The organism is Pseudarthrobacter sp. As-47 (assembly GCF_058215595.1).
Map to the genome: position 1 here is coordinate 3,803,826 of NZ_CM177088.1, position 23,614 is coordinate 3,827,439.

Consider the following 23,614-nt stretch of genomic DNA (forward strand, 5'->3'; position numbering starts at 1 on the left):
CACTGATGACAATCGCTGCAGTCAAAACCCTGGATCCGGTAACAGTTGAAATCATCCGCAACGCGCTCACCAGCGCCGCGGACGATATGAACGCCACGCTGATCCGCTCCGCCTACTCACCCATCCTCTACGAGGGCGGCGACTGTGTGGTGGCGCTGCTGGACACCGAACACCGCGTCCTCGGACAGTCCGCCGGGCTCCCGCTGTTCCTCGGCAACCTGGAAACGTGCTCCATCGCCGTGGAGGAGCTGTACGGCCGCGAGGTCTGGCAGGAAGGGGACGTCTGGATCCTCAACGACTCCTACCTCGGCGGCACGCACCTGAACGATGTCACCATCTTCGCGCCGATTTTCGACGACGGCTCGGTGGTTGGCTTCGCCGCCACCCGCGCGCACTGGATGGACATGGGGTCCAAGGATGTGGGCGGCTCGATGGATGCCACGGACATCTTCCAGGAAGGTTTCCGCATGGGGCCGGTCAAGCTCATGGAAGCCGGCATCGAGACCTCCGTGGTGGACCTGATCCGCACCAACGTGCGCTTCCCCTACCAGACCATCGGCGACATGCACGCGATGGTCGCCGCACTCCGGATGGGAACCACCCGGATGAAGGAACTGGTGGGCCGGTACGGCATGGAGCAGCTCAATGCTGCCCGCGATGAAATCTTCCGCCAGACCGAGGAGATCGAGCGCGAGACCGTCCGGAACATCCCCGACGGCGTCTATGAAGCCGAAGGCGTGCTGGACAACGACGGCATCAACCTGGACACCCCCATCCCCATCAGGCTGAAGATCACCGTTGCCGGCGACACTGTTGACTTCGACGTCACAGGCTCCGCCGACCAGACCATGGGCCCGGTCAACTGCGGCGCAGCCCAGGCGGTTTCAGCCCTGCGCGTGGGGTACAAGCTCCTGGTCAGCCCGGACTCCAACTCCAACGGCGGGTCCTTCCGCCCCATGACCACCCAGGTGCGTTCCGGCTCCGTGCTCGGCGCCGTGGCACCGGCCCCCTGCCAGTGGTACTTCTCGCACCTTGGGCTGCTGATCGACCTGGTCTCCAAGGCAATGGCACCCGCCATGCCCGAGCGCGTAGCCAGCGCCAGCCACGGAGACTCAATGATCATTACTGCCGCCGGCTTCGACCCCCGCTTCGGCCGGAACTTCGTCAGCATGGAAGCAACCCTGGGCGGCTGGGGCGGCTGGCAGGGAACCGACGGCGAATCCGCCATGATCAACAACGTCAACGGCTCGCTGAAGGACCTACCCATCGAAATGATGGAAACCCGCTACCCGCTGCGGATCAACGAGTACTCCATCCGCCCTAACTCCGGCGGCCCCGGGCAGTGGCGCGGCGGCAACGGAGTGGTCCGTGAATACGAGTTCCTCGCCGACTGCGTGGTGGGTCTCTGGTTCGAAAGGTCCAAGACGCCGGCCTGGGGCCTCTTCGGCGGTTCTGACGCCCAGGGCCCCGAAGTGGTGATCAATCCCGGCCGCCACGACGAGGTCCGGACGCTGAAGGCTAACGCACGGAAAATCAAGGCCGGCGACGTAGTCCGCCTGGCCGTGGGGGGCGGCGGCGGTTTCGGAGATGTCTCCAAGCGCTCCCGTGAAGACATTGAGTACGACATCGTCAACGGTTTCATCACCGAAGACTTCGCCAAGACCCACTACGGCTACTAAACGCCGCATAGAAAGGACTGACCGTGAAAATTACCAAGCGTCCAGCCGCAGCGATGGCCCTCATGAGCCTCGCCCTGCTGACCTCAGCATGCACCCCGCCCGCCCAGAGCAGCACCACAGAAGCAGCGGCTGCCGGTGCGGACCAGAAACTCAACGTCGGTTTCTTCGGTTTTGCCAAGTCCAACGGCTTTGCGCAGGGCACCTACCTCGGCGTGGAGCAGGCGGCCAATGCCAATAACGCCAGTGCCACCTTTGTGGACTCGAATTTCAGTGCCCAGACCCAGGTCCAGCAGATCCAGGATGCCGTCACCTCCAAGCAGTTCGAGGTAATCGTCGTCCAGGCAAATGACAACCAGGCGCTCATACCCCCTTTGACGCAGGCCGTACAGGCGGGCATCACAGTGGTTGTCGAGTTCTCGGTCATCGGGCCGAAGTTCGACACCATCGAGCCGCAGGTCCCTGGCGCCATCAGCATCGTGGACCTGCCCACCCGCAACGGCAAGGTGCTCGGCGAGATGGGCAAGGAAGCCTGCGCCACAGTGCCGGGCGACACCTGCAAGGTGGCCTATCTTGAGGGCTTCAAGTCCCTGCCCCTGGATAACGCCCGGACCGAGGCCGTGAAGGCGGAACTGGCCACTGATCCCAAGATCGAGCTCGTGGCCAGCGTTGAAGGTGGATACACCCAGGACAGCGGCCGCCAGGCATTCCAGAACGTTTCACAGGCGAACCCTGATGTGGACGTGGTGATCGGTGCCTCCCAGGCCATCACCGGGGCCGCCGCAGCCGCCGGGAACAGTGACATCAAGTTCATCGGCAACGGTGCCTCCGTTTCCAACGTGGAGGCGGTCCGGTCCGGTAAGTGGTTCTCCATTTACGTCAGCGACGTCGTGGCCAACGGCGCCAAGGCCACCGAACTTGGGCTTGCCAAGGCGCGGGGCAAGGAGGTCGAAACGGCTATCGACGAGGCCAGCCTCTCACCCAACAACGGCAAGGGCACCAAGGAGGCACTTGATGCCCTGAACTACGTCTCAAAGTACTCGGACTAGTCCAGCCCTCCCCGGGCAACCCGGGGCCGGAGCCTGAACGCTTCGGCCCCGGGGCTCCTCGCCCTAAAGTCCCTTCCATCTCCAGAGGTCAACATGGCTATACAACAGTTGGAAAAACGCGAGCATGCCAGCCGCAGGACCGCCCCGGAAATCACCGTTTCCGGTATCGGAAAACGCTACGGTGCCACCACGGTCCTGAAGGGGGTCACACTGTCGGTCACGCCCGGGGAAATCCACGGCATCATGGGGGAAAACGGTGCAGGAAAGAGCACCCTGCTGAAGATCCTGGGCGGTGCCGTCATGGCGGACTCCGGCTCCATGGAACTGGACGGAAAGCCGGTCAGGATCACAACACCCCGGGATGCCATCTCCCACGGAATCTCCCTCATCTCCCAAGAACTGGCACTGATACCCAACCTGTCGGTGCTGGAAAATGTCTTCCTGGGCCGCTGGTCGAACAGGGGGAGCCTCCTGCGCCCAAACAAGGACGGTGACCATTTCGCCCGGCTGTTGGAAGAGACCGGTTTTGACCTGGACCCGCGGGCAACCGTAGGGAACCTGCCCATCGGCCAGCAACAACAGGTGGAAATCCTGAAAGCCCTTGCCCGCGGGGCGAAGGTGCTGTGCATGGACGAGCCCACGGCGGTCCTTAACGAGGCCGAGAAGGAAAAGCTCCTCCAGGTCATCAAAAGGCTGGCCCTGACCGGGACCACGGTCCTCATTGTGTCCCATTACCTGGAAGAAATCCTGGAGCTGGTGGACCGGGTGACCGTTCTGCGCGACGGAGAGCACATCGTCACCGAGGACGCCGCCGGCCATACGCCGGAGTCGCTCGTGCGGCTGATGGTGGGCCGGGAGGTTGATTTCCTTATCCCCGAGGTCCCGCAGGTTCCGTCCGAAGCTGAAACTGTTGTCCGGGCCGTCGGGTTGACCAGTGCCAAGGTCAAGGACATCTCTTTTCAAGTTCGCCGGGGGGAGATCCTGGGCATCGCCGGGCTGGTGGGCAGCGGCCGCAGCGAAACCCTGCTCGCCGTTTTCGGTGCAGACCGGACCACCGGCGGCCACGTGGAAATCAACGGCCGCCGTATCCGCGCCAGCTCCATCAGGGACGCCATCAAAGCCGGTATAGCACTCATCCCGGAGTCGCGGAAAGAACAGGGCCTGGTCATGTCCCGGACAGCCTCAGAGAACATTGCCCTCTCAACCCTGTCCGGCCGGTCATGGGCCGGCTTTGTCAGTGCTCGGCGGGAAAGGGCGGCGGTCAGGGACGTCAGCAAGTCAGTTGACTTGCGCGGCGCCCGCCCGGGACAGCCTATTGCCAACCTTTCCGGCGGGAACCAGCAGAAGGCGCTTTTCGCCAAATGGCTGTTGGATCCTCCGGCAGTGCTGTTGGTGGATGAACCCACCCGGGGAGTGGACATCGCCGCTAAGGCCCGGATCCACAGCATCATCGCCGAATTGGCTGCGAAGGGTACAGCAGTCATCGTCGTCAGTTCCGAGCTCGAGGAAGTGCTCGGCCTGTCCCACCGTATCCATGTCATGAGGCACGGGCGCATTGTTGCCGAGTTCGACCGAAACGCCTCCCGCGATGAAGTCATGACCTCCGCTTTCCTGAAATAGGTGAATCCAAAATGAGCACAACAACAGTTGCCGTGCCTTCGACGGCAGAGAAAAAGTTCAATCTCAATCTCAAAGATTTCGGGATCGTTTTTGGCCTGGCCGCCATCATGCTGTTCCTGGCCCTGAACACCGGAACATTCCTCTCCGGCCGCAATTTCATCAATCTGTTCGACCAGGCCGCCGTGGTGGGGTTGCTCGCCGCGGCAGCCACGCTGTGCATCATCAGCGGGGTTTTTGACCTTTCCTCAACCGCAACCCTCGCAGTCTCCGCCATTTCGGGCGTGATGCTCACCCAGCACTTCGGTGTTGCGGCAGGGTTCTTCGGGGCTTTGCTGGTGGGCGCCCTGCTGGGGACCCTCACGGGGCTGATCGTGGTCAGCACCAAGGTCAACTCGTTCATCGGAACACTCGCGGTGAGCATCATTTACCGGGGCCTGGCCATTGTTATTACCGGCGGGGCGATAGTCGCACCACTGCCAGACCAGCTCGCAACCTTCCAGACCTGGACCTGGCCCAGCATCTTCGGCCTCACGGCTGGTTCAGTATTGATGCTGGCGATGACCACGGTGCTGGGAATTGTTCTGTGGCGCACCACCTTCGGCCGCAGGATCTACGCCGTGGGCGGCAACCAGGAAGCTGCCCGTCTGAGCGGCATCCGTACGGGCTCAATCCACGTTGCGGTGTTCGCCATCAGCGGTCTCTGCTCGGCAATGGCCGGCATGATCCTGGCCTCGCGTGCCGGGTCGGCGCAACCGGCCATGGCCATCGGCATCGAGCTCACCGCAATCGCCGCTGTGGTCATCGGCGGCACCAGCATCATGGGCGGGCAGGGCGCCATGTGGAGGGCCTTCGTGGGAGTCATGATCCTCACCGTCATCAGCAACGGTTTCAACCTGTTGCATTGGGATACGACGTACCAGCAGGTGGTGACAGGCGTCCTCATCCTGGTGGCCGTTGCAGCCGACGGATTGTTCTTCCGCAAATCCACCAGATGACCGTCCAGGGTGGACCCTAGAGATATGACATGGATGCACCGCGGCGCAGGCGCCCGGCAGGAAGTTGAGCAGGAGGCCCGGCAATGCGGATAGGGCTGACGTTAAAGGGCAGCAGCTGCCGGGCGCTCGTCCTGGACGGACCCGCCGTCATCTCCGTGGCTGAACGAATGCAGGCCAGCAGCCTGGCTGAAGCGCTGGACAGCGTGCTGGCCACGTTGCGCCAGCAGTTCGGGAGCCGGATCACGGACGTGACGGCCGACGTCGGAAGCGTTCTCGCCGCGGGGAAGCCGGGGGACGTCGTCGCTATCCGCATCTCTCCCCGCCCTCCTGCTGACCAGTTCCACAACACGGTCCTGCCGGCGCTCATTGAGCCAGCAGTCACCAGGACCATGCATGTCCGCGGCGGCCACGACCTGCGGGGACGTCCCCTTGCGCCGCTGGACCTGAAAGCGTTCCTGGCGGAATTGCCCACCATGCTGTCCGGGCACGTGCGGAACGTAGCCATCACCGCCGTCGGCTCCACCGCCTCCCCGGAACACGAAACGCGCATCGCCGATGCCATACTGTCGAACAACAGCGACATGCGAATCAGTGTTTCCAGTGATTTCTACTCGAGCGTGTTCCGCGACCGTGACTACACAGCCATCCTTAATAGCGCCTTGATGGAATCGGGCGAAGAGCTGGGGGCAATCCTGGAAGAGGCGGGGAAGCGCCACTTCCCCGCCTCCACACTGTCCTATGCCAGGAACGACGGCGGCCGTGCGCCCCTTGCGCGGCTGGCGGTAGCGCCCGTGCACGCGCTTCGTCCGGAACCTGCCATGGCAATCCTCGGCGCGGCAACCTTGGGCGGGCGGCGTGACGGTGAGGTAGTTGTCTGCGCCGATGCCGGTGTGAGCGTGGGCAACATGCGCCGCGGTCTTCCTGTTGCGCACAGCCTCATCCGGCAGGGGTATGAAGCGAGCCTTGCCACCAACGCCGCCACCGTGGAGCCCTACACTGCCAATCATCCAGTCCGAGCCGACATCCCCTCACTGGTCGCCGACGTCCGCACCAGCCAGGACACCCCGCCTGAGTACGGCCTGGTGCCGACACTTCCAGGTGCACAGGACCTGTCCCTCATAGGCTGTGCCGCGGCACCGCTGACGGCGTGGATCGACAGGCTCGAAAGGGTCAGCGGACAGGCCGACCTGCAGCGGGTGCAGCACCGGGCCGAGGAGGAAGCCCAGTCGGCTGCCGTCCAGCTGGGCGCGAGCCCCACGGACACCCGCATCATCGAATCGAACGTCTTCGCCATGCCCTACGGGAATCCCGGAATCGTCCGTATCCGGGTCCAGGCTGCGGGTGGGGCTTCCAGCTCCGAGGAACAGGCTTTGGCCACCCAAGCGATGGGGGCCACGGCATGAGCACTGTCCTGACGGCCGAAGACGTTGGGCATCTTCGAACCGGTGCCCACTTCCTGGCCTGCGCCATCGACCCCACCGCCATCCATATCTATGCCGGCATGATCCAGGAGGCCATGCAGGACCGGTCTGTGGAGCTCATCACCGTGGACGAACTCGATCCAGAGGACCTGGTCGTGGCGGTCGGCATGGTGACCCAAGGGCTGTTCATCGCTGACATGCCCCCGGTGGGTGACGAGTTCACGGGCTGTATCGATGCCATCGAAACCAGGCTCGGCCGCAAAGTGCGGGCCATCTATTCGCTCGCCGCCGCCAACATCAACGGAATTATTCCGCTCATGGTAGGACTGCAGGCCTCGCTGCCCGTGATCGATTCTGATCCCATGGGGCGCGTCTTTCCCCTCATCAGCCAGACCACCTTGAACATCGGTGGGGTGGCCATTGGCCCCATAGCGCTCATGGGGGTAACCGGTGAGCGGGCCGTGGTGGAGGCGAGTGATCCGCAGCGCGCCGAGACGCTGGTCCGCGCACTCGTCACCGAACTCGGTGGCTGGGCCGCCACCGTCATGTATCCATGTTCCGCGCGTGAGCTGAAGGAGCACGGAGTCCACGGCTCCATCAGCCGGATGATCCGGATAGGACAGATCCTCGACTCCGAAACCTCGGCGGAGAGCAAGTTCCTGTCACTCGCCGACTTCCTGGGCGTGACGCGGATCTCACGGGCGCGGGTGAGCCACATTGAAGGCCTCTCCCGCCCCACCGACTTGGGACTGCCGGCCCAGCCCTCGAGTGTGACGCTGGAGGATGAAACCACCGGGCAGATCATCCGGCTGGAGATCCAGAATGAGATTTTGCTTGTGCTCGTGGACGGTGCCGTAGCAGCAGCCGTCCCCGACATGGTGACGCTGCTCAACTCCGAGCACGGATCCGTGGCAAACCTGGACGACATTCGGGTGGGCAACGTTGTGGATGTGCTCAGACTCAATGCCGCGCCGCAATGGTACTCGGAGGCGGGGCTGGACCTGGCCGAACCAGCTGCGTTCGGCATCCCACTCACGCATCCAAGGCGGCGCAATGGGTAAGCCGATGAAGGACACGCGGCTCGATATTGCGGGACTTCTGGCGCACGGGTCGCTGCGCGACACCACGCCTTTGTACCTCACCCCCGCCAGCGCGCTGATCGAAAGCGTCGTTCTTGTCTCCCAGCTTGAGGCGATCCAGCGGGTGCGGCCCAACACTGTTGTGGTCCTCTCGGCAGAAATGGGCTCAGGTGGATGGCTTGTGTCCGCGGCACTTCGGCATGCCTGGGAGCGGCGGGCCAGTGCCGTCGTCGTGGCCGGGAGCACCTATTCCAGCGCTGTGATCGGCCTGGCTGAACGGCTGGGTATCACGCTTTTGGCTGCGGAAGGAAACCCGGCTGGAGTCGCGTTGTCTTTGGCAGCCGAAATCGGTGCAGCCCTGTCCGTGGTGGATGCCGAGCTCGCCCGGTTCGCCCGCGCTGTGGCCAACGACAGAACACTCACTGACGTCCTCAATACGATCTCCGGTGAACTGGATGGCGTGGGAGTCTCGCTCGAATACAACGGCGTCGTCCTCGCCTCAGCCGGTAACGCCCCGCGGGATTCAGCCGAGGTCATCACCGTTGACCTTGGCGCGGCCGACGCCGCCGTCCCTTCAGCCCTTACGGCCCGTGTACCCGCCTCCGGCGTACACAACCTGAGGCTGGTTCGTTCGATCCTGGAAGTAGCCGCTCCTTCCGTAAAGGCCGCATGGTTGTTGGGCAACTCCCGGGACACGGCCCGCGCTGTTCCCACTGCGGCTTTGGCCGGGCTAAACCAGGGCCCGGGTTCTTCCGGCACGGGCTTCGAAGAAGATCACCGGCACCTCCTTTCGCAGCTTGGTTGGCGCCGGGACGAACGCTACGTGGCCGTGTGGATCTGTCCTGCTGACGTGCACGCACCTGGTCCCGACCTGACAGCCGTGCTGAGGTTGCTCTGGCGAAAGGTGGCGGCGCGCAGTCCCCTCGCAGAGGTCGACGGCGGTTGGCTGGCACTTGTTCCGGCCGCACATCAGGCAGTTGTGGCACAGCTTGAACTCCGGTTCAAGGCGCGCCTGCAGCCGTCCCTTGCCGAGCTGGGCCTCGTCGCCGGCCTGTCGCGCTGGGCGGAGGAGGCTCCACCGCTTCCGTCCACCATCCAGGAGGCGCGACTGGCTGCTGTCTCCGCCCGCTCAGCGGGGCAGGGCACGGTTTTGGGCTTTGCCGGCCTGGGCGTAGCGGCCGCCACCACGTTCGTCGACAAGGAGGCCGTGACACTGGTGGCTGAGCTGACCCTGCCACGGCTGATCGCCAGTCCTGACAGGGACGCGATAGTAGCGGCGGTAGCGGCCTTCCTTGACCACCGGGGCTCGGTCAGCCTTGCTGCCGCGGCACTCGATGTGCACCGGAACACTCTCCAGGCCCGGCTGAGCCGTGCACGGGAACTGGGCGTCCCGTTGGACAACCCCTCCGAGTTGCTGTCCGTCCATTTGATCCTTGATGTGCTACTGGCACGAGCACATGAAAAACCAACTTCCAAAGATCCGCACAACACCAGAAAGGACTCCCATGAGTTCCCAGTTTGAATCCTTCGACGACGTCTACGCCTCGGCCCGCGACACTGTCGGCGTCCGCCTCTTTACTGCCTCCGTCATCGCCGACGCTGGCAGCAGCATGGCACGCATTTACACCACCCACCCCGAGGTCTACCCGGTAGGCGGGAAGAAAACCCTGGCTGGGGACACCAATCCTGTATGGCTGGAGCAGGTCCTCATCGGCCAGCAGCCCTTCCTGGGCGCTGACAGGGAAGCGGTCAGGGCCTTCTTCTTCGACTCCGGAACCATCGAATCGCTGGGCTGCGGCGCGATTGTCAATGTTCCAGTGGTGAGCGGCGGCCGCACCATCGGCTCCATGAACTTCCTGGCGCCCGAAGGCAGCTATGACCAGTCCTCCGTGGACGCGGCCGTGGAGGTCGCGAGGCGCTCTGTCCAGCTCCTCGAAGACGCTCTGACAGCCACCAGCTAGCTTGCGTCCTGCAAGGGGAAGGAAACACTGCATATGATCAGCAACTCTCAGGGAACGCTGACTATCCGGAACGCCAGGATCTTCGACGGGGAATCACCTGCACTCGTTGAGGGCTCGATCACTGTCCGCGCCGGCAGGATCACAGCCGTAGGCGGCACCGAAGAGGACAGTGGCGCCGCGCCTGGCGTCGTACTCGACGCGGGCGGCAGGGTGGTGATTCCGGGCCTCATCGATGCCCACTTCCATGCCTATGCGCTCAGCCTGACCTCGGCCGTCAACGAAACCGGTCCGTTGAGCTACTCCGCGCTGGCCGGTGCCCGCAGACTTGAGGCAGCGCTCGGCCGGGGCTTCACGTCGGTCCGGGACGTGGCCGGGGGTGATGTAGGACTTGCCACTGCCATCGAGGAAGGACTGTACCCCGGTCCGCGCTACTTCTTTACCGGCCCCGCCCTGAGCCAGACCGGAGGCCACGGTGACATCCGCGCTGCGAACGATGGAAGCTGCTTCCATGGCGGCCACATGTGTGAGGTGGTGGACGGCGTTGAGGACTTGCTGCTGGCGGTGCGCCACCGGTTCCGGACCGGCGCCACCGCCATCAAGCTCATGACCTCGGGAGGAGTGATCTCCCCGGTGGATCCGATCCGTGTGCCGCAGTACAGCGCCGCGGAAATCCGAGTGGTCACAGAAGAGGCATCGCGGCGTGGCAGTTACGCCACCGCACACGCCTACTCGCCTGAAGCCATCAGGCATTCGGTGCTCAACGGGGTTCGCTGCATTGAACACGGCAACCTGTTGGATGCTGAAACCGCCCGGCTCATGGCCGAACACGACGTCTACCTCGTGCCCACCTTGGTGACGTACGACGCGATGGGCCGCCGCGGAGCGGAAATCGGACTTACCGAAGTGGGCGCCGCTAAGAACCATGAAGTTCTGGCCGCCGGCAAGAACGCGGTCACACTGGCGCGCGATGCCGGAGTCCGGATTGGCTTCGGCAGCGACCTCATGGGTGAGCTTGAGGATGAGCAACTGGCCGGGCTTCGCCTGCAGTGTGAAGTGCTGGGCGTCTACGACGCACTCCGCTCTGCAACCTCAACGAACGCGGCACTGCTCCGGCGCGAGGACCTGGGACGCATTACGGAGGGGGCGTGCGCGGACATGGTGATTCTGGACGGCGATCCCTTCGAGGAACCTTCAGTGCTCTGGGACGGGAGCCGGAACCGCACCGTCATCAAGGCCGGCCACGTGGTCTCCTCCGCCGGACTTCCGGCGGGCCGGGACGCGACGGACGAGGCCATCATCGGCGCTTCGGCATAACCGCTTACTTGGGCGGGATGGCGACGGGAACGACGGCGGGAAGTTCCGCCGTCGTTCTCTTCCTTGGGGGCCTACGCACTGCGAGTGGCTGTAGCGTGCCGCTGTGGCCGGCTGTTTGCCCTTCCTCTGATCCCTCGGGCTCGTCTTCCGAGTGGACGTGCGTGTGGCGGAGCACGGCGGCCGCTCCCCCGTTCTACCAGCCAGAAAAGTCCGGCCTTGGCCGGAAGCCGACGCATGACGCGGCATGGTGCTAAACATTGTTCCTGCACCCCTCGACAGAATTAATAAGTATGCTTAGCATTGAGGCTCGATCAGGTTCATTTCGCACACAGACCCGCCGGCGGGATTTTTCAGACGTCCTGCGGTCTGCAAGCCTTTGGCCTCCCAGCCCCTTCGGCTGGACTGTGCGGGCCGCAATCCTCATCCCCCGACTCCCCCACTGGCTCTATGCGCGTATATGGGTGACGTCTGCGCCGCCTTTCCGGAAACTCGCACTGCAACTTTGTGCACCTGCATGCCCGGAATCTACGACTACTTGGCCACGAACGGGACGGGCATAAGAAAAGAGCGGAAAAATGAAGGCAGTAGTTTACAAAGGACCGAACAACGTCAGCGTTGAGGACGTACCGGACGCCAAGATCGAGCACCCGGCAGATGTGCTGGTGCGGATCACGTCTGCGAACATCTGCGGCTCGGACCTGCACATGTATGAGGGCCGCACCAGCTTCGAACACGGACGCACGTTCGGGCACGAGAACCTTGGTGAAGTGGTCGAGACCGGCCCGGCGGTAAGCAAGGTCAAGGTGGGCGACCGTGTCGTGCTCCCGTTCAACATCGCCTGTGGATTCTGTAAAAACTGCGAACGTGGTTTTACCAACTACTGCCTGACCATGCAGCCTGAACCCAAGCTCGCCGGTGCGGCGTACGGGTTCGCGGACATGGGTCCGTACCAGGGCGGACAGGCCGAATACCTGCGTGTGCCGTACGGGGACTTCAATTGCCTGCGCCTGGGCGAGGACTCCGTGGAGAAAGAACTCGACTACGTCATGGTTGCAGACATCTTCCCGACCGGCTGGCACGCCACCGAGATGGCCGGGGTGTACCCAGGGGACTCGGTCGTTATCTACGGTGCGGGACCTGTGGGGCTCATGGCGGCCTACTCTGCCATTATCAAAGGCGCCGGCAAGGTCATGGTCGTGGATCGCCACAGCGACCGGCTGAAGCTGGCTGAACAGATCGGGGCCATCCCCGTGGATGATTCGAAGGTGGACCCGGTCGAGTTCGTCAAGGACCAGACCATGGGATTCGGGGCAGACCGGGGCTGCGAATGTGTCGGCTACCAGGCGCACGATCCAAGCGGAAACGAACAGCCCAACCTGACCCTGAACCGGCTCGTGGACTCTGTCCGGTTCGTCGGAGGCATCGGCGTGGTCGGCGTGTTCCTGCCCCAGGACCCGGCGGCCCTGACGAACTCGCCAAGCAGGGCCAGGTTGCCTTCGACTACGGAAACTACTGGTTCAAGGGACAGACGATGGGCTCGGGACAGTGCCCGGTCAAGAAATACAACCGGGCACTGCGCGACCTCATTGCCGGCGGAAAGGCCAGCCCCTCCTTCATCGTCAGCCACGAATTGACGCTGGATCAGGCCCCCGAGGGCTACAAGAACTTCGACAACCGCGAAGACGGCTGGACCAAAGTCGTCCTCCACCCCACCGGCGCCTAAAGGAGCCGGGAGAGGAAATTTTCGATGTCGGAACGAGCAAATTTCCGGAGGTGGTACTGATGCGGTCAATGGTGTATCGCGGGCCCTACAAGGTGCGCGTGGAAGAGAAGGACATGCCGCCCATCGAGCATCCTAATGATGCGATTGTGCGGGTGACGTCGGCCGCGATCTGCGGATCCGACCTGCACCTTTACCACGGCATGATGCCCGACACGAGGGTAGGCATGACGTTCGGCCACGAGTTCGTGGGGGTGGTGGAGAAGGTCGGCTCGTCGGTTGAGCGGCTCAAATCCGGTGACCGGGTGATGGTTCCGTTCAACATCTATTGCGGCTCCTGCTGGTTCTGCTCCCGCGGCCTCTACTCCAACTGCCACAACGTGAACCCGAACGCGACGGCGGTGGGCGGCATCTACGGCTACTCCCACACGTGCGGCGGTTACGACGGCGGCCAGGCTGAGTTCGTGCGGGTACCCTTCGCCGACGTCGGGCCCGGCCTCATCCCGGACTGGATGGACGAGGAGGACGCGGTGCTGCTCACCGACGCCCTGCCCACCGGCTACTTCGGAGCACAGCTGGGCGACATCACCGAGGGCGACACCGTGGTGGTGTTCGGCGCCGGTCCGGTGGGCCTCTTCGCCGCCAAGTCCGCCTGGCTGATGGGCGCCGGGCGGGTGATCGTGATCGACCATCTGGAGTACCGGCTCGAGAAAGCCCGCACGTTCGCGCACGCTGAACGTACAACTTCGTGGAGTACGACGACATAGTGGTGCACCTGAAGAAGGCCACCGACTACCTGGGGGCCGACGTCGTCATCGATGCCGTGGGCGCCGAGGCGGACGGCAACTTCCTCCAGCACGTCACCAGCAGCAAACTGAAACTGCAGGGAGGATCCCCCATTGCCCTCAACTGGGCCATCGATTCCGTCCGCAAGGGTGGAACGGTGTCGGTGGTGGGCGCGTACGGTCCAATTTTCAGTACCGTGAAGTTCGGCGATGCCATGAACAAGGGATTGACCCTGAGGATGAACCAGTGCCCGGTCAAACGGCAATGGCCCCGGCTGTTCGAGCACATCCGCAACGGTTACCTGAAGCCAAGCGAGATCATCACGCACCGCATCCCGCTGGAGCATATCGCTGAGGGGTACCACATCTTCTCGGCGAAGCTCGATGACTGCATCAAGCCCATCATCGTTCCCACCGCGGCCTGACAACCCGGCCTGAAAGGAAGAGCATCATGGCTGACATACCAACGCCGTATATCGCCGGCAAGCCTGCGCTGCAGGAGTCCCAAGAGGACCTGCGGGCCCGGATCCCGGGATGGGGTTCGGACCTCGACCCCGCGGACAGACCCTCCTATCCCCGCGAACAACCAGGCATCGAAACCGGTGCGCACTGGGACTTCCCAGAACGCCAGCCCGAGAAATGGCCCCGGGAGCGTTCCGTCGAGCACGCTTTCGTGACGCCGGTCTTTGGCACCTCCGCCCCTCCAAAGGGCACCTCGGGGGCGATCCGGAAATACGCCTACAAGTACAGCGAGGGCCGGGCCGCGCACTGGCTGCTGCTCCTCGCCGCGGACCGGGTGGATGCGTGGGAACACCACGTCCGCTCGTTTGCCACCCTGCGCCCGGATAACCCCATCACCGAAACGGGGGTACTCAGCGAGTTCTCCCGCCATGGCGTCGCCTCCCGTTTCGGGAAAAAGCGCGCCGACCTGAGCCATCAATGGATCGATCCCATCATCGCCGGCGCCCCTTGGTCGCTGGCGGGACTGGGGGCTGTAGCCGCGCTCAGAACCGTGCGAAAGCACCGCGCAGCCTGACAGCTGCTCTGCACGGATGGTAGACCAAGGGTGTCACCAGCAATGCAAATGCTGGTGACACCCGCGCGTCATCCTTGGCCGAGGTTCGTGACCAAATTGATGGAGACCGCGATCAGGACTGTGCCGAAGAAGTACGACAGCAGAGCGTGAAATAGAGCCTTGCGTCGGACCTCACTATTGATTGGCTCGATCTCAGGGCCGGCGTAGGACATCCCCACAGTGAAGGCGAAGTAGGCGAAGTCGCTGTAGGTAGGTTGCGCTTCCTGCTTGACGTCGAACCCGTCGTCGGGCTGATCCAGGAAGTACATCCGGGCGTACTTCAAGGCATAGACGGTGTTGACGAGCGCCCACGCAACTATTGTGCCGAGGACGCCCAGGATGACCAATGCCACCGACGTCGGATCTTCGCTCCGGTCGCTGGACTGGAGCAACGCGACTACCACGGCCGCGATGCTAGCGATACAAGCCGTAATGATGGCGTTATCGGTCACAGGGGAAACGGACTCCTCGCGGGCCTCCTGTTCAGTCCCTGCTGGATCCTGTCGCCAGCAGATCCTCCATACCCATGCCAGAGCGGTGACGCCAGCGGTGCACCACCCGACCAGGGGCCCGAGGGAAGGTTCTATGGCCACCGCTGCGACAACGCCAGCCACCGCCCGATTGCAACGCAGACAAGAGCACGGCGAGCTGACAGGATCCGACATTCATTGGTGCTCCTCGAAGCGACGTTGCCGGCCCTCGCCCTCATGGGTGCTCACCCGACAGGGAGCCAATCCCCGCATTCGTCCAGTGTGCGCACTGATGGACATGCGCGCAAGGGTGCTATTGCTGCACCTCCGGGGACTTGCGGGCCGTGGCGCGGGTGCAGCTGTTACGGACAACGAGCGTCGGCGCGATCGGAGTGCGGTCTACCTCCCGCCCCTCCATAGCCCCAAGAAGCACCTCCATGCTCATAAGCGCCAACGCAGTGAAGTCCTGGCGCACGGTTGTCAGGGGAGGCAGGAAGAAATCCGAACCTTCGATATCGTCGAAACCGACGATGCTCACATCCTCCGGGACGCGCACGCCATTTTCAGCGAATGCGCGAATAAGCCCCAGCGCAGTGTGGTCGCTGGCGGCGAAAATCGCCTGGGGGACCCTGTCCTCGCGGACGAGCTTGAGGCCGGTTTCGTACGCCCATCGAGGGCTCCAGTCGCCCTCGATGCAGAGCCCCTGTGGGAGGCCAGCGTCACGAAGCGCGGCCTCCCAACCGCGCTTGCGGACCCGGCCGTCGAACCAATCCATCGAGCCGGCAATGTGGGCGATGTCTGTGTGGCCAAGGTCAATGAGATGCTGGGTGGCCAGCCGTGCTCCGAGCTCCTGGTTCTCGGAGTAGGTGAAGACGTTTGGGGTCGATGACGCCCCTGCCGCAATCATCTCCACCGGCACTCGGAAGGACGCATTCCAGACGGCTGCTGCCATCTCCACATGGGGGGCAATAACAATGATTCCCCCCACGCCGGTGTCATCCAAGGTGTCCAGGGCTGCCTGCACGGACTCTTCGTCGGGTTTCTCGACACTGATGACAGTTGTGGCGTAGCCCTTCTTACGAGCGACGTTCTCCAGGGCCATGAGTGTTCCAACCGGGCCGAACCGGGGGGATCCGTCGGACAGGATGCCGATGGACATCGACCGGCTGGTGACCAACGCGGTGGCTGCCCGGTTCCGGCGGTATCCGATGTCCTTGATGACCTGCAACACCCGCTTTCGCGTTGCCGCGCTCACGTCCGGTGCGTCATTCAGTACCCGCGAGACTGTTCCGAAAGAGACCCCGGCCACCTGGGCCACATCGTTGATGGTGGGCTTACGGCGCATCGGGGCGTCCCTTAGCCTCTCGCTCGCCTCACGGGGAACCGCCATGCCCGCCACGTTCTCTCCTGTCACGCACCTCCTGGACCGAACCACTGAGGTCCGTCGATTAATCTTACGTCGACCCGGCTGCCCCCACAGGCCTGGACGGTCCATTCCTGTGATGCTTGACACTCGCGTCCGTAAACGCTTACGATGATGTCCGTAAACGTTCACGGTAATCTCGTAAACGCTTACGGTGCAGCGAATTCAATGAGGAAGGGAGCGAGATGGCTGACAGCATCGTCGACGCACTCGCGCTCGACCCCGGCACTGGGCTTCGGAATGTCGACCAGGCGCAGTGGGCACATTTGGAAGAGCTCCTGAAGGACACGGCGCCAATGGATCTCGCAGCCGCTGTCCGCACTTTCGTCTCCGCCGGTTCCTCGGCCGTCGTCGGAATCTTCGACGGCAACCGTCTTTGGGCAAGCCTGGTTGTTTCTGTGGACAATTCCGGTGCACCCGCGTCCGTGTCCACCATTGACGGGACGGTGGCCCGGTCGGGCGGAGAAATGGCTAAAGCCGCAGGCGAAGCGGTGCGGTGGGTCCAAGCCCGCCAAGGGCCGTGTTCACTGGGCCTCTTCGTCGACAAAGGGCATGCAGAAGCCCTTCTGGGAGCTTCAGACAAAGCCGCCGCTCTACGCACAGCCTCGGCAGCCGGCGGGCTGGTCCTCTCACCCGTTCCCCCCGCCCTGGCAGTAGCGCTCGCCTGATCCACCGCAGGCATCCACCCCATCCATCCACCCAAAAGCACTGGAGAACAATGATGATCCGCAGGCTTCCCATCGTGGCCCTGGCCGCAGCCCTGTCACTTTCCCTTGCGTCCTGCAGCAGTTCAACAACTGCCACATCAAACGCCCCCGACGCCGGCGTTTCCGAGAGGGCCCAGCAGGCCCTCGACAAGATCAAGGGGCAGGTCCTGAGCAAAGGCCCCAACGGCGAGACGCCATCACCGGCCTCCGTCGCGGATCTGTCTCCGGAGGAGATCGAGAAGGTCAAGGGACTCAACGCCAAAGCCGCAATCGTGATGCACTACGGCGGCAACGACTGGGCCAACGCCCAGGTGAACGGACTCAAGAGCGAATTCGAGAAGCTGGGCATCAAGGTCATTGCCACCACCGACGCAAACTTCAAGCCGGACAAGCAGGTCTCGGACATCGAGACCGTCATGACGCAGGATCCGGACATCATCGTGTCTATCCCCACGGACCCCGTGGCCACCGCCTCCGCGTACAAGAAGGCCGCCGAGGCCGGCACGAAGCTCGTCTTCATGGACAACATCCCCCAGGGCCTCACCGCCGGCCAGGACTACGTCTCTGTTGTTTCCGCTGACAACTACGGCAACGGCGTCGTCTCTGCCCACCAGATGGCCAAAGCGCTCGGCGGCAAGGGCAAGATCGGCCTTGTCTTCCACCAGGCTGACTTCTTCGTCACCAAACAGCGCTACGACGGCTTCAAGGAAACCATCACCAAGGAATACCCGGACATCCAGATAGTCGAGGAAAAGGGTATTGCCGGGCCGGACTTCGCTGGAGACGCCCAGGCTGCCGCAAACGCAATGCTGAGCAAGTACCCTGACCTGGCCGGCATCTGGGCCGTGTGGGACGTCCCCGCAGAAGGTGTCATGGCTGCCGCCCGCGCCGCCGGCCGCCCGGACCTGAAGATCGCCACGGAGGACCTCGGCAAGAATGTCGCCATCGCCCTGGCCAAGGACGAACTCATCGTCGGCCTCGGAGCGCAGGTTCCATTCGACCAGGGTGTGACAGAGGCACGGCTGGCTGCCGGCGCGCTCATCGGCAAGGAAGCACCCGCCTACGTAGCGCTGAGCGCCCTTCCGGTGGACCACTCCAACGTCCTGGAAGCCTGGAAGCAGGTCTACCACGAGGACGCCCCGAAGGACATCCAGGACTCCTACAAGCAATAGCCAAGACCCGACGGCGCGGGGGTCCCAACCCCCGCGCCACTCCGAAAGGGCAACCATGAACACCGCAGACAATGTCGTCGAAATGCGCTCGATCTCCAAGGGCTTCAACGGCGTTTCCGTGCTGAAGGACGTCAGCTTCGACGTCTGGAAGGGCGAGGTCCACGCACTCGCCGGGGGCAACGGCGCCGGGAAGTCCACGCTGATGAAGATCCTCCAGGGCGTCTACCAAGCCGACGCTGGAGAGATCCTCATCGGCGGGAAGCCAGCCGCCATCAACTCCATCCAGGACGCGAAGGCCGCCGGGATCGGGATGGTCTTCCAGGAATTCAGCCTGGTACCGAGCCTGACAGTTGCACAGAACATCTTCCTCGCTGCCGAACCGCTCGGCAGGGGCGGGCTCATCGACGATCGCACTGCGGTGAAACGGGCCAGGGAGGTCTTCTCTGAGATGGAGGTCGACGTCGACCCCCGCGCGGAGGTCTCCCGGCTCGGGACTGCATACTGGCAGCTGACCGAGATCGCCAAGGCCCTGGCCCAGAACGCCCAGGTCCTGATCATGGACGAACCCACTGCCAGCCTGGCCCGGCACGAGTCCGAGGCGCTCTTCGAACTGATCGACCGCCTGAAGCAGCGCGGCATCTCGATCATCTACATCTCGCACCGGATGGACGAGGTGTACCGGCTGGCGGACCGGATCACCATCCTTCGCGATGGCCGCCACCTCCTCACCGCGCCTCTGACGGACGTCACTCCCGAGCAGATCGTTGAAGGCATCGTCGGCAAGAAGATCGAAGGTCAGCTTTCCTACCGGGCACGGGATCATGTGGACCACGATGGCGCACCGCTGTTGGAAGTCCGCGGGCTCAACGCCGGGAACCGGGTGCGGGACGTTTCCTTCACGCTCCGCCCCGGGGAAATCCTCGGTCTGGCGGGGCTGATGGGAAGCGGACGCACCGAGTTGGCCCGTGCCCTCTTCGGCATTGACCAACTGGACAGCGGTGACGTCCTCCTGCGGGGCAAGAAGGTCAACCTTGCCTCGCCACAGCAGGCCATCAACGCCGGCGTCGCCCTCATCCCGGAGGACCGCAGGGCCCAAGGCCTCGTCCTGGAGCACTCCGTCCAGGACAACCTGCTCCTGCCGCTGCTCGGGCAGATCCAGCGGGGGCCGCTCCTGGACGGCGCCAAAGGCAAGGCGTTGTCTGCTTCCCTTATCAAGCGTTTCGCAGTCAAGGTGGCCCATCCCAACCGCCCGGTGCGGCTCCTCTCGGGCGGCAACCAGCAGAAGGTGGTTATCGCCAAGTGGCTGGGCACGGATCCGGACATCTTGATCCTGGACGAGCCAACGGCCGGAGTGGACATCGGCACCAAGAGCGAAATCCTGGACATGATCCGTGAGCTGGCAAGTGCCGGCAAAGCCGTCATCGTCATCTCCTCCGAGTATCCCGAACTACTCGCGGTCAGCGACCGCGTCCTCGTCCTCAAGGACGGCTCCATCATCCGCGACATTCCCCGCAGCGAGATCGCTGACGAGGAATATCTCCAACTTGCAGTCCAGGGAGTCTGAACAGTGAGCAAGTCAAACACCATCGCGCCCCGGGACACCGCGGCCCGCAATTTCGGCACCGTCCTCAAGGAACTCGACTGGCGGCGCTACGTCATCTACATCGGCTTCGTCGTCGTCTTCATCTTCTTCGCCATCCTGCTGCGCGACCAGGGCTTCCTGTCGCCGAACAACCTGCTGAACATCTTTAGGCAGACAGCAACCATCACCGTCATCGCCGTCGGCATGACCTACGTGATCGCATGCGCGGAGATCGACCTGAGCGTCGGTTCCGTAGCCGGGCTCTCCAGCGTCTGCACCGCAATGGCACTCTCCCAGTTTGGCCTGATCCCCGGGATCCTGGCGGGCCTCGCCGTCGGGCTGGTGGTCGGATCAATCAACGGGGCGCTTGTCAGCCTCCTAGGCATCCCGTCCTTCCTGGTGACGCTCGGCATGCTGGGGATAGCGGTCGGCGTCGCCCAATGGATCACCGCCTCGGCACCCCAGCCGATCCTGAACGACACCTTCAACACGCTGTTCGGATCCGGCAACTTCGGCCCCGTCCCAGGGCTGGTCGTCTGGAGCGCCATCTTCGTCGCCATCGGCGCCGTCGTCCTGAACCGCACCCGGTTCGGCCGCCAGGTCCTGGCCACGGGAGGCAACCGCAACGCGGCGGACTTCACCGGCATCAACACCAAACGCATCAAATTCCAGGTCCTCCTCATCTCGGCCATGGCGGCAAGCGTCGCCGGCATGCTCTACGCCGGCCGCCTCCAGTCCGGACGGTTCCAGTGGGGATCGGGAGACGAGCTCTCCGCCATCGCCGCCGTCATCCTGGGCGGAACCAGCCTCTTCGGCGGGTTTGGCTCCATCATCGGCACCCTCTTCGGCGCCCTCCTGATCGGCCTGATCAACAACGGACTGATCCTCGCCGGGCTGGACAGCAGCCAGCAGCAGGTCGTCCGAGGCGCCATCATCATCCTGGCCGTCGCCATGGCACGAAAGAAATAAACAGTGCCAGTGATTCCGGCGCCCACCATGCAATTCATCCCTGCAGTCGAAAGGCACAAACAATGAAACTCGGCTACTGCTCCATCACCTGGGGAGGCGTCGTCGGCCACGCCCAAGGCGTGACGAGCGTCAAGGACCTTTTCTACCTGACCCATGGGTCCATGCGAGACGCCGTCCGGGACATCGCCTCTGTCGGCTACGAAGGCGTCGAAATGTTCGACGGCAATCTTGTGGAGTACGCAGAAAAGCCGGAGGAGCTCAAAGAGCTCCTGAGCAGTTCGGGGGTCTCCCTGGCAAGCGTCTATACCGGGGCCAACTTCATTTACGCCGACATCCTCCCGGACGAAATGCACCGGATCCACCGGGCCGCCGAGTTGGCGGCCGGTTTCGGAGCGGAACGGCTCGTTGTTGGTGGCGGAGCACGGCGCGCCGCCGGAACCAACGAAGAGGACTACCGCCGCCTCGGGGAAGCGTTGGACAGCGTCACGGACATCGCAGAAAGCTTTGGGCTGTCGGCAAGCTACCACCCACATCTGAGCACCATTGTGGAGAGCCCCGACGAGCTGGACAAGCTCATGCCGCTCACCCGGATAGGCTTCTGCCCGGACACGGCGCATCTTGCAGCCGGCGGCGCAGACCCCGCCGCGGTCATCCGGAAGTATCCCGACCGGATCCGGCACGTCCACCTCAAAGACTTTCAGCAGGACCCGTTCAACTTCCTCCCCCTGGGCCAGGGCGAACTCGACTTCCCGGACATCATCGCCGCGATTCGGGAAAGCGGATACGACAGCTGGCTCATGGTCGAACTCGACGGCTACGACGGCGACCCCCGGGAAGCTGCCGCCATCAGCAAGAAGTACCTCGAGAAAATCCTCTAACCAATCCTGACCGCCAGGGATAGCCAGCCTCGGCCACTCCCGTCTTTTCCGAAAGGAACCCAGTTCACATGCAGAACCTCAACGTCGGCCTCATTGGTGGGGGTTTCATGGGCAAAGCCCACTCCCTCGCTTACGCCGCCATGCCCATGTTCTTTTGGCCTGCACCGGCTCTTCCGGTCCGCAAAGTCATAGCGGAGGCGAATCCGGAGCTTGCGGCCGAAGCGGCCCGACGCTTCGGCTTCGAAAATTCCACTTCGGATTGGCGCACCATCATCGAGGATCCAGACATCCACGTCGTGGATATCGCAACGCCCAACCATCTCCACGCTGAAATCGCCATAGCCGCGGCTGAAGCGGGCAAGCACATCATCTGCGAAAAGCCCCTTGCCCGCACGGGCGAGGAATCAAAGGCTATGTACGACGCAGTCAAAGACAAGAACATCGTCCACATGGTTGCCTTCAACTACCGGCGCACGCCCGCAGTCGCGTTGGCCAAGAAGTACATCGAGGAAGGTGCAATAGGACAGATCCTCAACTTCCGCGGGACGTACCTGCAGGACTGGAGCGCCGACCCCAACTCGCCCCTGTCCTGGCGTTTCCAGAAATCAATCGCAGGTTCCGGGGCCCTGGGCGACATCGCCACGCACGTCATCGACATGGCCCGGTACCTTGTCGGCGAGTTCAGCGCCGTCAACGCCGTCCTGTCCACCTGGATCCCGGAGCGGCCCCTCCAGGCGGGCGGGGCCGACGCTCTTGGCACCGTACGGGGCGGAGAAGGCCCGCGCGGCCAGGTGGATGTCGACGACGAGGTCATGACGATGATCCGCTTCGCAAACGGAGCAGTGGGATCCGTGGAGGCGACACGCAACGCGCACGGCAGGAACAACTACATCACCTTCGAAATCCACGGAACCGAGGGCAGCATCGTCTTCAACTACGAACGGCGCGATGAGCTGCAGGTCTGCTTCGCCTCCGACCAGGCCGACCGCCGCGGATTCCGGACCGTTTACACGGGACCGGCCCATCCGTACGGAGAAGGCCTCTGGCCGATTCCAGCTCTGGGCATTGGCTACGGGGAAACGAAGATCATCGAAGCGTACGACTTCTTCAAGGCAATTGCTGAGGGCGGCAGCGTAAGCCCCAGCTTCGCAGACGGCTACCAGGTCGCCCTCATCGACGACGCCATTGTCGAATCCGCCGCGAAAGAATCATGGGTGGAAGTTCCGCAGATCACCGCTTGACCAGTTGGGGAGGGACGGCGAAAGGCTGTCCCTCCCCCAACCGCACCACCACCATCCAGGAAGACAAGATGCCCAAGCCCTTGCCACACCGCCAGGAGACACCGGAAACCTGGCTAATGCCGGTATTCATCGCCAAAGCAGGGCACGAAGCCGAGCTTCAGGAAGCCCTCCACTCCCTGCAGACGCTAAGCCGGAAAGACCCAGGATGCCTGGAATACACTGTGTTCACTGACGAACAGCAGCCCGGCACGTTTGTCCTCTTCGAAGGCTGGGCCCGCAGCGAGGACCTCGAAGCCCACAACGAACAGGACCACGTCAAGGAGTTTGTAAGGGCAGTGGACCCGCTATTGTCAGTGCCGTTCTCCGTAACTTCCCTGACGCCCCTTTCCTGAGGCCTGCCGAGCCCACTATGGCCTGACATGACCGCCCTTTCACCCGCACCACCGTCCACCTGCATGACGACGGCGGGCTGCGGCT

The 23,614-nt window shown here is 63.4% G+C and carries 20 protein-coding genes and 1 pseudogene; 19 read left to right on the forward strand and 2 right to left on the reverse strand.

Translation table 11 applies throughout. From position 1 onward, the window contains the following. Window positions 1-5 precede the first annotated feature (5 nt). The 12 genes and pseudogenes from AC4BCK_RS17665 to AC4BCK_RS17720 all read left to right on the forward strand — a co-directional run bounded on the left by AC4BCK_RS17665 (window position 6) and on the right by AC4BCK_RS17720 (window position 14,656). Window positions 6-1,679: a hydantoinase B/oxoprolinase family protein gene (locus AC4BCK_RS17665; protein ID WP_377087490.1), complete on the forward strand. Its 1,674-nt coding sequence runs from the start codon at window positions 6-8 to the stop codon at window positions 1,677-1,679. Window positions 1,680-1,702: 23 nt separating this feature from the next. Then, entirely contained in the window at window positions 1,703-2,725 is a 1,023-nt protein-coding gene (locus AC4BCK_RS17670; RefSeq protein ID WP_364406754.1) for a sugar ABC transporter substrate-binding protein, read from the forward strand. A gap of 93 nt (window positions 2,726-2,818) precedes the next feature. Then, the gene (locus AC4BCK_RS17675) at window positions 2,819-4,345 is read left to right on the forward strand and encodes a sugar ABC transporter ATP-binding protein (RefSeq protein WP_377087494.1); all 1,527 of its coding nucleotides are present in this window, start codon (window positions 2,819-2,821) and stop codon (window positions 4,343-4,345) included. Between the two features lie 11 nt (window positions 4,346-4,356). Next, window positions 4,357-5,340 (forward strand): ABC transporter permease, encoded by a 984-nt coding sequence (locus tag AC4BCK_RS17680; protein ID WP_364406760.1) that lies wholly within the window; start codon window positions 4,357-4,359, stop codon window positions 5,338-5,340. An 83-nt stretch (window positions 5,341-5,423) separates the two neighbouring features. Then, window positions 5,424-6,743, forward strand: coding sequence for a hydantoinase/oxoprolinase N-terminal domain-containing protein (locus tag AC4BCK_RS17685; RefSeq protein ID WP_377087497.1), 1,320 nt, complete (start codon window positions 5,424-5,426; stop codon window positions 6,741-6,743). Then, window positions 6,740-7,822: a DUF917 domain-containing protein gene (locus tag AC4BCK_RS17690; protein WP_377087499.1), complete on the forward strand. Its 1,083-nt coding sequence runs from the start codon at window positions 6,740-6,742 to the stop codon at window positions 7,820-7,822. The genes AC4BCK_RS17685 and AC4BCK_RS17690 overlap by 4 nt, the downstream gene beginning before the upstream one ends. After that, entirely contained in the window at window positions 7,815-9,362 is a 1,548-nt protein-coding gene (locus AC4BCK_RS17695; RefSeq protein ID WP_364406769.1) for a PucR family transcriptional regulator, read from the forward strand. The genes AC4BCK_RS17690 and AC4BCK_RS17695 overlap by 8 nt, the downstream gene beginning before the upstream one ends. Further along, window positions 9,346-9,801, forward strand: a complete 456-nt coding sequence (locus tag AC4BCK_RS17700; protein ID WP_364406772.1) for a GAF domain-containing protein — start codon at window positions 9,346-9,348, stop codon at window positions 9,799-9,801. The genes AC4BCK_RS17695 and AC4BCK_RS17700 overlap by 17 nt, the downstream gene beginning before the upstream one ends. Before the next feature lie 33 nt (window positions 9,802-9,834). Next, window positions 9,835-11,115, forward strand: a complete 1,281-nt coding sequence (locus tag AC4BCK_RS17705; protein ID WP_364406774.1) for a metal-dependent hydrolase family protein — start codon at window positions 9,835-9,837, stop codon at window positions 11,113-11,115. Between the two features lie 575 nt (window positions 11,116-11,690). Then, window positions 11,691-12,749, forward strand: coding sequence for a glutathione-independent formaldehyde dehydrogenase (locus AC4BCK_RS17710; protein ID WP_400601430.1), 1,059 nt, complete (start codon window positions 11,691-11,693; stop codon window positions 12,747-12,749). 148 nt (window positions 12,750-12,897) lie between these two features. Beyond that, window positions 12,898-14,045 (forward strand): annotated as a pseudogene (locus AC4BCK_RS17715) (zinc-dependent alcohol dehydrogenase). Between the two features lie 26 nt (window positions 14,046-14,071). Further along, window positions 14,072-14,656, forward strand: a complete 585-nt coding sequence (locus tag AC4BCK_RS17720) for a hypothetical protein (protein WP_490566281.1) — start codon at window positions 14,072-14,074, stop codon at window positions 14,654-14,656. A gap of 68 nt (window positions 14,657-14,724) precedes the next feature. Here AC4BCK_RS17720 and AC4BCK_RS17725 read toward each other — a convergent pair whose 3' ends face one another. Both AC4BCK_RS17725 and AC4BCK_RS17730 read right to left on the reverse strand, forming a co-directional pair. Next, window positions 14,725-15,360 carry a DUF1345 domain-containing protein gene (locus AC4BCK_RS17725; RefSeq protein WP_490566282.1) on the reverse strand — a complete coding sequence of 212 codons (636 nt, stop codon included), beginning with the start codon at window positions 15,358-15,360 and terminating at the stop codon, window positions 14,725-14,727. Between the two features lie 118 nt (window positions 15,361-15,478). Beyond that, window positions 15,479-16,555, reverse strand: coding sequence for a LacI family DNA-binding transcriptional regulator (locus AC4BCK_RS17730; protein ID WP_490566929.1), 1,077 nt, complete (start codon window positions 16,553-16,555; stop codon window positions 15,479-15,481). 218 nt (window positions 16,556-16,773) lie between these two features. Between AC4BCK_RS17730 and AC4BCK_RS17735 the strand changes: the two genes are divergently transcribed. The 7 genes from AC4BCK_RS17735 (at window position 16,774) to AC4BCK_RS17765 (ending at window position 23,529) form a co-directional block, all read left to right on the forward strand. Continuing rightward, complete coding sequence (locus AC4BCK_RS17735; protein ID WP_490566283.1) at window positions 16,774-17,256, forward strand: hypothetical protein; 483 nt, start codon at window positions 16,774-16,776, stop codon at window positions 17,254-17,256. A 50-nt stretch (window positions 17,257-17,306) separates the two neighbouring features. Further along, on the forward strand, window positions 17,307-18,467 hold the full coding sequence (locus AC4BCK_RS17740) for a substrate-binding domain-containing protein (RefSeq protein ID WP_251420517.1): 1,161 nt from the start codon (window positions 17,307-17,309) through the stop codon (window positions 18,465-18,467). A 55-nt stretch (window positions 18,468-18,522) separates the two neighbouring features. Then, a complete protein-coding gene (locus AC4BCK_RS17745) occupies window positions 18,523-20,031 on the forward strand; it encodes a sugar ABC transporter ATP-binding protein (protein ID WP_490566284.1) in 1,509 nt (502 codons plus the stop codon). 3 nt (window positions 20,032-20,034) lie between these two features. After that, complete coding sequence (locus AC4BCK_RS17750; RefSeq protein WP_251420514.1) at window positions 20,035-21,018, forward strand: ABC transporter permease; 984 nt, start codon at window positions 20,035-20,037, stop codon at window positions 21,016-21,018. 62 nt (window positions 21,019-21,080) lie between these two features. Further along, a complete protein-coding gene (locus tag AC4BCK_RS17755) occupies window positions 21,081-21,896 on the forward strand; it encodes a sugar phosphate isomerase/epimerase family protein (protein ID WP_363939416.1) in 816 nt (271 codons plus the stop codon). 68 nt (window positions 21,897-21,964) lie between these two features. Further along, window positions 21,965-23,137, forward strand: a complete 1,173-nt coding sequence (locus AC4BCK_RS17760) for a levoglucosan dehydrogenase (RefSeq protein WP_174174974.1) — start codon at window positions 21,965-21,967, stop codon at window positions 23,135-23,137. Beyond that, window positions 23,134-23,529, forward strand: coding sequence for a putative quinol monooxygenase (locus AC4BCK_RS17765; protein ID WP_400591805.1), 396 nt, complete (start codon window positions 23,134-23,136; stop codon window positions 23,527-23,529). Before AC4BCK_RS17760 ends, AC4BCK_RS17765 begins: the two co-directional genes overlap by 4 nt. Window positions 23,530-23,614: the final 85 nt, after the last annotated feature.

Bases quoted from the DNA above. Each gene is read 5' to 3' on its own strand.
- AC4BCK_RS17675 (WP_377087494.1), top strand. From the start codon at position 2,819: ATGGCTATACAACAGTTGGAAAAACGCGAGCATGCCAGCCGCAGGACC.
- AC4BCK_RS17665 (WP_377087490.1), top strand. From the start codon at position 6: ATGACAATCGCTGCAGTCAAAACCCTGGATCCGGTAACAGTTGAAATC.
- AC4BCK_RS17720 (WP_490566281.1), top strand. From the start codon at position 14,072: ATGGCTGACATACCAACGCCGTATATCGCCGGCAAGCCTGCGCTGCAG.
- AC4BCK_RS17755 (WP_363939416.1), top strand. From the start codon at position 21,081: ATGAAACTCGGCTACTGCTCCATCACCTGGGGAGGCGTCGTCGGCCAC.
- AC4BCK_RS17700 (WP_364406772.1), top strand. From the start codon at position 9,346: ATGAGTTCCCAGTTTGAATCCTTCGACGACGTCTACGCCTCGGCCCGC.
- AC4BCK_RS17685 (WP_377087497.1), top strand. From the start codon at position 5,424: ATGCGGATAGGGCTGACGTTAAAGGGCAGCAGCTGCCGGGCGCTCGTC.
- AC4BCK_RS17730 (WP_490566929.1), bottom strand. From the start codon at position 16,555: ATGGCGGTTCCCCGTGAGGCGAGCGAGAGGCTAAGGGACGCCCCGATG.
- AC4BCK_RS17725 (WP_490566282.1), bottom strand. From the start codon at position 15,360: ATGTCGGATCCTGTCAGCTCGCCGTGCTCTTGTCTGCGTTGCAATCGG.
- AC4BCK_RS17710 (WP_400601430.1), top strand. From the start codon at position 11,691: ATGAAGGCAGTAGTTTACAAAGGACCGAACAACGTCAGCGTTGAGGAC.
- AC4BCK_RS17695 (WP_364406769.1), top strand. From the start codon at position 7,815: ATGGGTAAGCCGATGAAGGACACGCGGCTCGATATTGCGGGACTTCTG.
- AC4BCK_RS17705 (WP_364406774.1), top strand. From the start codon at position 9,835: ATGATCAGCAACTCTCAGGGAACGCTGACTATCCGGAACGCCAGGATC.
- AC4BCK_RS17740 (WP_251420517.1), top strand. From the start codon at position 17,307: ATGATGATCCGCAGGCTTCCCATCGTGGCCCTGGCCGCAGCCCTGTCA.
- AC4BCK_RS17760 (WP_174174974.1), top strand. From the start codon at position 21,965: ATGCAGAACCTCAACGTCGGCCTCATTGGTGGGGGTTTCATGGGCAAA.
- AC4BCK_RS17745 (WP_490566284.1), top strand. From the start codon at position 18,523: ATGAACACCGCAGACAATGTCGTCGAAATGCGCTCGATCTCCAAGGGC.
- AC4BCK_RS17735 (WP_490566283.1), top strand. From the start codon at position 16,774: ATGGCTGACAGCATCGTCGACGCACTCGCGCTCGACCCCGGCACTGGG.
- AC4BCK_RS17680 (WP_364406760.1), top strand. From the start codon at position 4,357: ATGAGCACAACAACAGTTGCCGTGCCTTCGACGGCAGAGAAAAAGTTC.
- AC4BCK_RS17690 (WP_377087499.1), top strand. From the start codon at position 6,740: ATGAGCACTGTCCTGACGGCCGAAGACGTTGGGCATCTTCGAACCGGT.